The organism is Belnapia rosea (assembly GCF_900101615.1).
In the GTDB taxonomy this organism is placed as follows: domain Bacteria; phylum Pseudomonadota; class Alphaproteobacteria; order Acetobacterales; family Acetobacteraceae; genus Belnapia; species Belnapia rosea.
Genome location: NZ_FMZX01000021.1, coordinates 1 through 11,823, shown reverse-complemented (window position 1 = coordinate 11,823; position 11,823 = coordinate 1). Strand labels below are relative to the sequence as shown.

General features: G+C 68.5%; 9 protein-coding genes. 3 read left to right on the top strand and 6 right to left on the bottom strand.

The window, feature by feature from the left end; translation table 11 throughout:
• Positions 1–15: 15 nt before the first annotated feature.
• Positions 16–1,179, bottom strand: coding sequence for a type IV secretory system conjugative DNA transfer family protein (locus BLR02_RS22805; RefSeq protein WP_176849747.1), 1,164 nt, complete (start codon positions 1,177–1,179; stop codon positions 16–18).
• A 368-nt stretch (positions 1,180–1,547) separates the two neighbouring features.
• On the opposite strand from BLR02_RS22805, the gene BLR02_RS22800 reads away from it, so the two are divergent.
• Positions 1,548–2,516: a hypothetical protein gene (locus BLR02_RS22800; protein ID WP_090664766.1), complete on the top strand. Its 969-nt coding sequence runs from the start codon at positions 1,548–1,550 to the stop codon at positions 2,514–2,516.
• A gap of 35 nt (positions 2,517–2,551) precedes the next feature.
• On the top strand, positions 2,552–5,101 hold the full coding sequence (locus BLR02_RS22795; protein ID WP_176849746.1) for a CHAT domain-containing protein: 2,550 nt from the start codon (positions 2,552–2,554) through the stop codon (positions 5,099–5,101).
• 904 nt (positions 5,102–6,005) lie between these two features.
• Here the strand turns inward: BLR02_RS22795 and istB are convergent.
• The 5 genes from istB to BLR02_RS22775 form a co-directional block, all read right to left on the bottom strand.
• Positions 6,006–6,752: an IS21-like element helper ATPase IstB gene (gene istB, locus BLR02_RS22790; protein WP_090570682.1), complete on the bottom strand. Its 747-nt coding sequence runs from the start codon at positions 6,750–6,752 to the stop codon at positions 6,006–6,008.
• A gap of 13 nt (positions 6,753–6,765) precedes the next feature.
• A complete protein-coding gene (gene istA, locus BLR02_RS22785) occupies positions 6,766–8,295 on the bottom strand; it encodes an IS21 family transposase (RefSeq protein WP_143018248.1) in 1,530 nt (509 codons plus the stop codon).
• 712 nt (positions 8,296–9,007) lie between these two features.
• Positions 9,008–9,685 carry a hypothetical protein gene (locus tag BLR02_RS22780; protein WP_143018247.1) on the bottom strand — a complete coding sequence of 226 codons (678 nt, stop codon included), beginning with the start codon at positions 9,683–9,685 and terminating at the stop codon, positions 9,008–9,010.
• Between the two features lie 104 nt (positions 9,686–9,789).
• Complete coding sequence (locus BLR02_RS28845) at positions 9,790–10,071, bottom strand: hypothetical protein (RefSeq protein WP_143018246.1); 282 nt, start codon at positions 10,069–10,071, stop codon at positions 9,790–9,792.
• Positions 10,072–10,213: 142 nt separating this feature from the next.
• Complete coding sequence (locus BLR02_RS22775; RefSeq protein ID WP_090570697.1) at positions 10,214–10,936, bottom strand: ParA family protein; 723 nt, start codon at positions 10,934–10,936, stop codon at positions 10,214–10,216.
• 363 nt (positions 10,937–11,299) lie between these two features.
• On the opposite strand from BLR02_RS22775, the gene BLR02_RS22770 reads away from it, so the two are divergent.
• Positions 11,300–11,746 carry a DNA-binding protein gene (locus BLR02_RS22770; RefSeq protein WP_090570700.1) on the top strand — a complete coding sequence of 149 codons (447 nt, stop codon included), beginning with the start codon at positions 11,300–11,302 and terminating at the stop codon, positions 11,744–11,746.
• Positions 11,747–11,823 lie beyond the last annotated feature (77 nt).

The window sequence follows — 11,823 nt, the reverse complement described above, 5'->3', positions numbered from 1 at the left end:
CGCCGTTGCGCGGCGTCACCGTGCGCGCCGCCGTGGGCCGCCCGGCAGTCCCTCGAACAGCGGGTCATCGTAGTAGCGAACTTGACCAATCCGTTGTGGAAGACCGCCCTCCAGGAGGACGTACTGCTCGTCGCGGCCGAGCGACATGAGGTCGCGCGGGTCGACGCCGCCCACTAGCGCCGCGAGCTCCTCGGCCATGCGCATGTTGCGCACCCCGAAAAACTGGATCGCGCCGGCGTTGTCGACAAGCGTCCTCGCCTGCGCGCCGTACATGTCGAGCTGCGCGGCGTTCTGCCACACGCTCCATAGCGTCAGGCCGTAGGAGCGCATGAGGGTCGAGGCCAAGACAAACGCCTGCATCCGCCCGAGCTGGGCGGCCTCGTCGACCAGCATCAAGGTGCGGCGCCGAGGTGCGCGCTGCCGGAGCGAGAGCAGGTTCATCAGCCCTGAGAGCCAGATCCGGAGCAGCGGGGCGTAGGCGGCGAGGCGGGACGGCGGCACGACGATGTAGATCGTCATCGGGCGCCCAGCGACGAGCGCGTCTAGGTCGAAGCTGGTGGCGTCGGTGAGGCGGCGTACGAGGGCGCTGTCGAATATGCGCAGATGCGTCGTGGTGCTGCCGAGTACACAGGGGCGCGTCTCTCGGTCCGGCAGCGACAGGAAGCCCGCGAAGGCCGCGTAGGCTGCGCGGTTCCTGACCCTCTTGGCGTCGAGCATCGTTGCGATTTTATAAACAGGATCGTCGTCGGTGAAGAGGTCGAAGACCCGACTGAGGCTTCGCTCTCCCGGAGGGCAGTCCTCCAGTAGCCAAGCTGCGGCGCCGCCGATTAGGGTCTCCGCCCAATCATTCCAAAACCTGTCCCGCTCCTCGCCGCGCTCGATCAGGCACGCGGCGAAGGAGCGGCCGACGGCTGCCGCCTCAGTGCCGGAACGGGCCGCCAGATCGAGCGGGTTGAGGCACCCCCCGCCGGATGCGCCGTCGCGGAGGTCGAGGACGTGGACCTCCTGCCCCATCGCGCGGCGCCGTCGACCAGTCAAGGCGAGCAGCTCACCCTTCACGTCGACTGCGATCACCTGGCCGGGGAACAAAAGCAGATTGGAGACAACTGGGCCGCTGGTCTTGCCCGCCCCGGTGGGCGCCATAGTGATGACCGGGGCATCGCCGCCGTAGGCGACCACCTCGCCGGGCGCCCCGCCCCCTCCTGTCAGAGCCTCGGTCCGGCACACGAAGCCGACTCGGCGTTCCGCCTGCTCTGGGCAGCGCCGGCCGAGCAGGAAACCCTTGGGGGCGGCGCGCCCTCCCCCGGCGCGCGCGCGCCCTTTCTCCGGCTGCCCTCCCACCATGCCCCCTCCGGACCCCTCCGCCGCCGTGACCGGGGGACTCCCCTTGCCGCGCGGCGGGCGGGCGGACTATCGGGCTGACCGCGGCGGACTGGCAGGGCCGCGGTGTTGCGCACCCTTGCGCCGCGCGCCACTCGCGCTGGACGGCGCCCGCATTCTCAGGTGCAGTCCCCGCCGAAGGCGGGGACTGGCAGCGGAGGGCTGAGATGGGCGGGAACGACGAAGAGCGAAGCCCGCGCGGGCTCAACATGCGCTGGCTCATGGACAACGCCGACGAGGAGCGGAATCCACGCATGCCGCGGCGGAACGTCGATATGGCCGCAGTGCTCGACCGCAGCCAGGGGCAGGTGACACGGCTTCTCAAAGGAAGGAACAGGCCCCCCGATGACCTAGTGCGTCAGTTCGTTGACAGGACAAACCTCGCGGCGCAGGTGCCCGGCATCGACGTCACTTGGTTCAACCTGGAGTGCGCGGCCTTCGCCGAGCGCATGCGCCTCGCGGGCTACGGAAAGTGGGCCTCGGTCGCGGGCGCCTCGAGCTGGATAGGCTCGCTTCCGCCGCTGCCCGAGGGGCGCTTTGTCCCCGAGGCCGAGCTCCGGCGGAGCCTGCGTCCCTCCGCCTACCGCAGCGACTTCGGGGCGGCCTCCGAGGATGAGGCCGTGGCGGCAGTGGCCGAGATCACCGCGCGGTACGGCATCGCCGTGGAGGGGTTGCCTGACGCCCTGACGGCAGCCGTCGAGGCGCGCAGGGCGAGCGCGGCGCTGCTGCACCGGCCAATTCATGAGCGGCACTACCAGCTGGTCCCGTTAGATCCGCGCTCGGCCCTGCACCTCGTCGAGGCCGCGGACGCAGAGGTCCACGGGGCGGCCGCGCCGCGGACATCCGCCCGGGCGCTCGTCGTCGCCAAGCAGGAGCGGGTGCTCGCCTACACCCGGTTCGGTTTCGAGGTCGGCGGCATTACAGGGCGGCGCGAGCTGGTTCTCTTCGTATTCGGAAACTTCTCGGACCTGCCGGAGGGCTGGCGAGCGGAGCGGTCGCAGGCCACCCTGTCTGTCGAGGAGATTGAGATCCTCCGCGCGGCTGTGGAGCGGGGCGCCGCGCGCGGCGACGCACTCGCCGGCAGGCTGCTCTTCGACGCGGTTCCGCCCCGCAAGCCCGTCGGCGCCGGCCCGTGAGCGAGGCGGCGGCAATCGCGGCCCACGACGAAGCGGTGGCTGCGCATCAGCGGATGGACTCCCGCGGCATGGAGCGGGCCGCCACGAGGCTGCTCCGCGTCGCGGAGGGGCTCGACGGCCCCCGGGCCGCCTTCTATGGCGTCCTGGGGCACCATTTCCTCGGCACCATCGCCGTCGTCCGGGCTGACGCGGCTGGGGTCCGCATGGCTGCCGACGCCGCTGAGGCGCTGCTGCCTAGCATCCCGGAGAACCTGCGCCGGGAGCTCCTGCCCAACCAGGATCGCCTTCGCAGGGACGCCGCCAGGCTCGGCGGACGGCCCGCGGAGGCCCGGGGCGGGGCGGCCACCTCGCTCCGGCGCCTGCTTGGGCTCCCTCCCGGGCCTCCAGGCGAGGAGGCCAGTCCCGCCCTGTTGCGGATGTGCCTGCCGGATCCGTCGGCGCTCGATGAGGTCGCGCGCGTTGACCTGGCGCAGCTGCTCGTCTTCGACCTCGCTCGTGGCGCGTCTGTCCGCGGGCTGTCAGGCGAGACCGTCGCCTGGCTCGACGCCGCGGAGCCACTCCTGCCGACGCTCCCTATGGAGGTCGGGATCCGCCTCCTCTCCCTCTGGTACGAGCTCCACTGCGCCGAGGCCGGCCGGCGGTCGGCCCCCGACGAGGCACACCGGGCCCTCGAGGCGGCCCTGCGCATCCTTCGCGGGATCGGCGCCCCGCCCGCACTCGTCGAGGAGTTCGGCTCTCTGATGCGGGACGCCGGCGAGGTGCAGCTTGCCATGTGGGCCGGGAATTTACCGGCGGCCAAGGCGGCAGCGCGACGGATCGTGGCCTCGCGCCACTTCCGGGCGGGGAAGGCCCACTGCACGGAGTTCCTCCGTGCGATCGCCGCAGACGACGACAACGAGGCCGGGAGGATCCTCGCGGGCGTCCGGCTGCGGCCTGACAGCCCGACGCTGAACGACAACCGCCTCCTCGGGGCTATGGAGCGGCTCCGCGCGGGGGACGAGGAGGCAGGCGTTGCGGTCCTCATCGGGATCCTCGCCGACGGGCTGCTCGACGAGGACCGGGATCTCGCCTTCGACGTCCCGGCAATCCTCGCCCACCTGCTGCTCGACCTAGCCGCGTCGGGCGACCCGGCCGCGACCCTCGCGCCCGCGGCGCTGCTCAAGGCCGCGGCCCGGGGGCACGAGGCGATACGGCTCGACATCACCCGCCATGCCCGCCACCGCCTCGAGGGAATGGGGGACGACTGGGTCCGCGATTGCTACGCCTTGCTGCGCGATCTGCTGGTGGCCCAGGGCCGGATCGGCGAGGCCATCCGCGTCGACGCGCTGCTTGAGCAGGAAGAGGCCGCGGTGCCGCGCCCGGCGGACGGCGCCCTCGCTGCCATGGCGGCCAGGAGGGTCCCCTTCACCGCGCGCGAGGAGGCGTTCTGGTCGCAGGTTGCCGCAACTGCCGGGTTGGTCCGGCACGGCCGCATCGCGGCTACCCCGTCGCAGTGGCTGCGCGGCCTCGGGACGCTCGCGCAACTCGGCGGCGCCGCCGACGCAGCGGCCGAGCGGCGCCTCGAGGATGACGACGACTGGGACGGCGGACCGGGCGAGGCGCAGCTCGGATACCTCGTGCACCGCGACCACCTGCTGGTGCGCCTCCGCGCCGGGGACCAAGTGGTGGTGTGCGAGGTTCGGCTGGGGGCGCCGGACGCCCTGGCGGCTTGCGTCTACGGGCTGGAGCGCGCTGTCCGCGCGCCCGACCGCGGCCACCTCGACGCGACGCGGCGCGCCTGGGACCTGCTGGTCGCTCCCGTGGCGGACGCCCTGGACGACCCGTCAATCACGACGGTCGTGGTGGAGGGGACCGGGCTGATCCCTAGGATCCCCTTCGCCGCCCTGCACGACGGGCGCGCCCCACTGGTGCGCCGCTGCGCCACGGCCCTGCACGGGGCGCGGCGCCTCCGCCCCGGGCACAGCGCAATGCGCGGCGGGCGGCCGCTCGCCGCCAGCCTCACCGTCTCCAACGCGCCGGGAATGCCGCCCCTGCTCCAAGCGGCTACCGACGGCGCGGTCGTGGAGGCGGCGGCGCGCGCCCGCGGCTGGGAGGTGCTCTCTCGGGCCGACGGGCAGGCGACGGGGGCCGCGCTCGCTGAGGCGCTCCGGCGCGGCCCCGCGATCCTGCATCTCTCCTCGCACTTCGAGGCCGATCCGGCGGAGATGGGGAGGTCGGCCTTCGTCCTGGGGGGTGGCGAGCGGGTGCGGCTTGAGGAGTTCGCACGCCACGACCTCTCGCCCATCGATCTGGCGCTGCTGATGGGGTGCGAGACGCTGTCACGCCAGGACGCGGGCGGCGGGATCGGCCTCGATGCGGCCTTGCTGCGGCTAGGCGTCAACTCCGTCCTCGGCTCGCTATGGAGCATCGAGGACGAGGTGGCAGGCTTCGTCCTGGAGCGGTTCCTGGAAGGTCACCTAGGCGCGGGCCTCGGGCGGGCCGAGGCGCTGCGCCAAGCGCAGCTCGCGCTGCTCGACGCTGGCGACGGAAGGCTGGACCACCCTCACTTCTGGGCGCCCTACGTCGTCTCTGGCGACTGGCGCTAGGCGCCGCCCTTAAGACGTGGCGCTCGAGCGTTTGCTAACCAGCGCACACTTGGTCTTGTCCGGCAGCATCCCAAAGCCACTGGTGTTATCGTCACGCCATCCGAGCACCAAGACAGGCTGGCCGATAGAACCAAGTAAGCCGCGGCTTACTCGAGCTCCCATCAGCTAGGGCAGCTCCATGACTGCGGCGCACCTGTAAGCTCAGCCGTGATGCGGGAGGACATAGCGACCGACGGCTTTGTCGTGAGAACGCTGACACCAACACTATCTTGAGGTAGTAGGGATTACAGCTGCCGAGCCGAGCGTCCTGCCGGGCTGAACACGGGCGGTACCGAATAGCACCGCAGAAGCAGGGTGAACGCCTAACATGCCGCGAGCACGGCGGGGGATCCGATAAGGCAGGCCACAGCCCACCCCAGCCGTAAGGCAGGCCGGAGAGCAAGATGCCGGCGAACCGCCCCGGTCCTGCATCTAGGAATGACATCTTTCAAAGGCGTACACCTTTGATGTAGGCCAGTTTTTCCCGCAAATCGGCAGAATGGGTAAATGCGGGAAAAACACTGCAGAAACAATAGATTATGATTTTTGTGAATGTCCTTGTCACAGAGCGTTCGGCGCAGTGGTGCACTGCACCAAGCAGTCGAAGGCGGGACCTTCAAGGGGTCAGGACACGAAAGTGCGCTGAGTGTCAGGCTCGCGCGAACGGACGAACAACCCAAATTGTGGGCGGCCTGAGCGCCTCGTAAAGGGCAGTCTTGCCGACCTTCAGGCGCACCGGTGCGGATTCCGGTGAAGTCGGCCACCGATTCCGACGCCATGTCGGCCGGCCATTCCGATTGATGTCGGCCGGGGTGGCTGCTCGCCCAGGGGCTGTTGGTTGTCTCCGTCAGTCGGATGGTTCGGGTCAAGCCTCAACCGGTTTTGCCGGCCGCTTCCGGCGCAGGCTGTCGCCGCGCAGTTGGATGCGGTGGGCGTTGTGGACCAAGCGATCGAGGATGGCATCGGCCAGGGTCGGGTTGCCGATCAGGTCGTGCCAGCGGTCTACCGGCACCTGGCTGGTGATCAGCGTGGCGCCGCGGCCGTAGCGGTCCTCGACCAGTTCCAGCAGGTCGCGCTGCTGCTCCGGCCCGAGTGGTTCGAGGCCCCAATCGTCCAGGATCAGCAGCTTGACCGCGCCGAGGGTGCGCATCAGCCGGGCATGCCGGCCATCGCCCCGAGCCAGGCCGAGATCGGCGAACAGCCGCGGCACCCGTTGGTAGAGCACGGAGTGGTTGTCGCGGCATGCCTTCTGGCCGAGGGCGCAGGCCAGCCAGCTTTTGCCGACCCCGGTCGGGCCCTCGATGATCAAGTTCTCCCGCGCCTCGATCCAGCCGCCCAAGGCCAGCTTCTGGAACAGCGCGCGGTCGAGGCCGCGGCTGGTCCGCCAGTCGATGTCCTCGACGCTGGCCTGGTGGCGCAGCTTGGCGAACCGCAGCCGGGCCTTGAGCCGGCGATCGTGCCGGTCGGCGATCTCGCGGTCGAGCAGCAGGCCAAGCCACTCGGCCGGTGCCAGCTCGCCGCCCTGGGCATTGGCGGCAAGATCCTCGAAAGCCCGCGCCATGCCGGCCAGGCCGAGCTGGCGCAGTTGGTCGAGGGTGGGGTGGGTCAGCATGGGCTGTCTCTCCTCAGTGGTAGTAGCCGGAGCCCCGGATGTTCGGGTGCAGCAGCGGCAGCTCCTCGCCGTCCCGCGCCGGCCGTGGGGCTGCCTGGCGGTTGAGGCCGTGCTGCAGGATTGATTGGATCGAGCCGTAGGAGCGGGCGCCGATATCGAGGCCGCGGGCGCAGGCTGCCTCCAGCCGCTCGCGGCCATAGGTCCGCAGCAGCCGCAGGATGCCGAGGCAGGCGCGGAACCCCTGCTCGGGATGCGGCCGGCTCTCGAGGATGATTGCCGTCAGCGCCGCGGTGGCAGGGCCGATGGCGGCGGCCTCGCGGCCGATCCGCTCGATCGTCCACTCGGCATGGCGCCGGTGCGCCTGCGGCATGTGCTCGGGCAGCGTGGTGTGCCGGCCGCGCAGCCCGCCGCGGATGTGGACCGCGACCCGCTCGCCCTTGTGGAACAGCTCCACCGTCCGGGCGGTCAGCCGGGCCTCGACCTGCTGGCGCAGCAGCCGGTGCGGCGCCGAGTAATAGTGACCGTCGATATCGACATGGTAGTCGAGCCCGACCCGGCGGATGCGCCATTCCGCATAGACGAAGGGCTCGGCCGGCAGCGCCGCCAATGCCGGGCGGTCCAACTCGTCGAACAGCTGCCGCCGGCTGACCCCGAGCCGGCGCATCGGTCGTGCGTTGAGGTCGGCCAACAGCGCGGCGATGGCCGCGTTCAACGCCGCCAGCGAGGCGAACCGCTGATGCCGCAGCCGAGCCAGGATCCAGCGCTCCACCACCAGCACGCCGGCCTCGACCTTGGCCTTGTCGCGTGGCCGGCGGACCCGCGCCGGCAGGATGGCGGTGCCGTAGTGGGCGGCCAGGTCGCGGTAGGTCGGGTTGAGGCCGGGCTCGTACCAGTTGGCCCGCAGCACGCCGGCGCGCAGGTTGTCCGGCACGACCTGCCGCGGCACGCCGCCGAGGAACTCCAGCGTCCGGACATGCGCGCCGATCCAGTCCGGCAGGCTCTGGGTCCAGACCGCCTCGGCGTAGGTGTAGCTCGACGCCCCCAGCACCGCGACGAACACCTGCGCCGTGCGCACCTCGCCGGTGGTCGGGTCGACCACCTCCACCGTCTGCCCGGCGAAGTCGACGAACAGCCGCTCCCCGGCCGGGTGGACCTGCCGCATGGTCGGCGACAGCCTGGCCTCCCAGGCCCGGTAGAGCTCGCACCAGCGGCTGTACTGGTAGCCGCCCGGGGTGGTGGCCCGGTACTCGTCCCACAGCAGCATCAGCGTCACACCGGGCCGGCGCAGCTCCCGGTGCACCTCCACCCAGTCAGGCTCCACCTTGCGCCGCTGTCCGGCCGGCGCCCCGCCGCCGGCGAACAGCAGCGCCTCCAGCGCTCCGTCGGTCAGCGTCGTCGGCAGCGGCCAGGCCAGGCCCGCCGCAGCCACCCGGTCCAGGCACAGCCGCACCGTGCTGCGCGCCACGTCAACCAAGCGGGCTATCGCCCGGTCGGAAGCGCCCGCCTCGTACTTCAGCCGCAGGATCTCTCGCACACGTCGCATCGACACTCTCTCGGCCGGCATCCCGCTCCCCCCTCGCGCAGCATGCGAAGGAGGACCGGGCCCGCCCAAGGGTCGAGCAACACCCCACCCCCCGCAGGGGGTGGCCGACTTCAGATCGGAATGGCCGACTTCATCCCGGAATCACCGGCCGACTTCAAATCGGAATCAGTGGCCGACATGCTCCGGAATCCGCACTCTAAGAGCCTGGGCAATGCTAACAAGGCAAGGCAATGCTAGGTAAGCTAGCGCGCTATCATCGCTAGCACGCGCTACCTTTAGGGGTGCACTGTCTCATCCTGTAGCGCCCAGCCTGCCTGTGTCGGGCAGGCGATAGCCTGAGCCGTTGCGACGGCCGCCCCCTTATGAGCAGCCGTAACATGGACAACCCGGCAGCGGTCATTGCCGTCCAGCCGTAACTCCTCGTCAATCGACGATATCAGGTAGAGCTGCTCGGTATCGTGCGGAAGGGATCGAGCCAACCGTGATCCAAGCTGCTGGATCTCACCGGCGAGGGCGGCATCGCCAAAAGCTCCCTCGGCCAATGCAACCCGTGTTGCGGACGGACAGGCGAGTAATGCCCAGGTGAGCGCAACGCTTAGAGCAGCAACCGATCCCCGTCCCATCCTATATGCCCCATGAGCCGGGGCCATCATCGCGGAGAGATCGTTGATAATCCGCTGCCGCCGAATTGCCTCTCCGGCCTTAACCACGGTCAGTCGCGCACTAAGCCGCCACGGGACTGAATAGCGGGGACACCGATACGCTCAGCCAACCTCACCGCCCTGGACGTCGGCATCCAGCTCGGTGGAATGTACGCACTTGGATTTGCTCGGCACGCCGTGACCATCCGTCGCACGTCGATCAGATAGTGATCTGACCGTTGCAGCTTTGGGTTCGCTATGCGTGGAGAGACCCAGATCTCACTCATCTGCAGCAGGTCGACTGGCGAGTTTGACACCCACCAATCGTCTGGATTGTCCCCGACTGCTCTGGCGCTATCATTCAGCCCCTGCCCCTCCGGGCTAGAATAGCCGGCGTGCTCCGGCCATGGGGTGACCGGGATGCTGGCTATCGGGAAGCCAAGCGCTAGCCGGTTGAGTGCAATGGCATTCGACGATCCCTCCGGGCCGTCGATGGCACGCGTCTCGCCCGTAACCTTGTCCAGAAGCATAATGGTCGACTGCTGCAGGCAAGCTGGCACCGCGATACGCGTGGTGAACCAGACGAGGGGTGGGAAGTCGCGCATTGGACGGCGCAACGCAGCATCTGTGTGGATCTCTCCCAGCTCGGGATGGATGACGCCCTTAGAGTTGCCCTCGAGGTCGATGTAGCCAGACATCCACAGGAGATTGGTGCGAAGCGAGCTGGTGTGGTGATAGATCACCTGCACCCCCGCCTCCCTCCGCCGCTTCGCCTGTCCCATCGTACTTCTTCCCCCTCACGCCACACCTAGCTTTGCTATACAGCTAGCGATGCTATCATTTGATAGCGCCGCTAGTCGTCGTAACGGCGGCGAGTGTCGGGCGGATTGAGGTCGACCTCAGGCACCTCGTGCCCATCAAGCTGCAGCAGTTGGGCAACGAGGCGGCGGGTGCTGCCACGCTCAGCTGAGAGGCGAGCGATGAGCTTGGCCAGGCCTTTGCTGGCCCGAAAATTCACTTGGACCAGTTCGACCTTCGGCGCCGCCTCTGTGGCCGCTTGGCGATGCTTCGCTGACGGCTCGACCTCAACGCGGGTCCCCGTAGTGGCAGGCAGATCCCCGGTGATCGGAGCCAAGGCCCCAGCTAGTTCCAACCCCGATGGCTTGCGCTTGAGTCCAGCGGACGACATCACCCTACTCCCGTTAGCCTTGCTATCTCCGCTATCTACATTAGCACCGCTAGGACGCACTTGCATCCGCTAGCTGGGATATAACACGCTAACTGCTTGCGTCCGTTGATGTGGCCAACAGATCGGACTGTATCGGCCCCCTTGACGGGAAGCTGGACTTAGCTGGCAGGATACCGGCCCCGGTCAGTTCAGTAATCAGCCGGTCGATCTCCAAGCCGATTGTCCCCGAGGTCGGCACTCGGCCCGTGTAGGACATTTTGCGCACCTCAGCTGAGCTGGAGATATGTTGCCGAGCGACCGGCAACTGCAGACCAAGCGCACCCTCGGCCTCCGCCATCTCCTCAAGCGTGGCGCGCTCAGCCAGTCCGCGGGGATTCCAGGCCATGGGCACGATCAGATAGGGGATGGTTCGCCGAGCCGACTTGCCGCAGGCGATCACTTGTTTGCACGTTTTGATCGCCTCGCGGGCGGTCCCCCGATCGGCCATCAGCGGGATCAGGACAGCATCGGAAGTGGCAATCGCCATCGCGGCGGTTTGGTTCTCGAACCCCGCAGTGTCGCACAGTGCCAGGTCATGGCTCTCGGCCTGAGCCTGCAACGTATCCACCACCTCGATGTGCCTGATCTCGGTCAGACAGGTGAGGGCAGGGCCCTCGTAGCCGAGCCCATGCCAAGTGGCGAAGCTGGCGTTGCGATCAGCGTCTGTCACGCTGATGCGGAGACGCGATGCCAAGTTAGCGGCCAGGAGGGTGCAAAGTGCGGTTTTCCCGCCGCCCCCTTTGCTGGTCGCAATCGTCACGATGTTGCCCATGCTATCCCCCAATAGCGTCTGCTAGCGCCCCTAGCGGTACAGTCGCCCCGCTGGCCCGGCTAGCCCGAACTCCTGCCTCTCTATGCTACCCTCGCTAGCGCATGCAAAGCCTAATAGCGGACGCTATCTCCGGATAGCCATATAGCTTCGCTATCATTAGCTAGCGTCTGCTGTCTCCGAATAGCGCAGTAGGGTAGGCGAGGGGAGGGGAGAGCGATCAAAGGGAAGTCGACACCCCGCCATCGGCCTCAGCACAGTCCGGCCCGAGATCGAACGGAGGGGTGCGCCGAAAGGTAGCCATTAGTTAGTTTGTTTGCGGTTAGTTCGTTTGGCCAAACATACTAACTAACGGAGCCAGCTCGGATGCGTCCCCCGCTCGTAACAGAATCTGAGGTTTTGGAGGCGGCGCGTCGGGTCCGCGCCCGCGGCAAGGAGATCAACGGCTGGTCGATACGCCGCGAACTTGGTGACCGCGGCAACCCGCGCCGCCTACTGACCGTCTGGACAGCAAAGGGAGACGCGGCTCCACCGGCGGCCGAGCCAGTCGACACCGTCAGCCTGCCAGCCCCACTGCTCGAGCTCGTAGCCGCGGCGCAGACCGCACTCACAACCGAACTGGACACCATTGTCTGCACGATCCATCGCCATGCGAGGGAGGACGCGGATGCGACGTTCCGGCGCATCACAGACGATCTGCAGGCATCCGAACAGCGCATCAAAGAGCAACTCGACCTCGCTGAGGCGAGTGTGGACGCGACGGAGACCGAAATGGACCGGCGAGGGGACGCGATCGTGATCGGCCCCCATTGAGTGGTCCGCTGTGAATGTTAGTTTCGCGTTGGCCTGGGCGCCACGACTTGTGTGGTCGGCAGCGCCGGCCGGCGTAG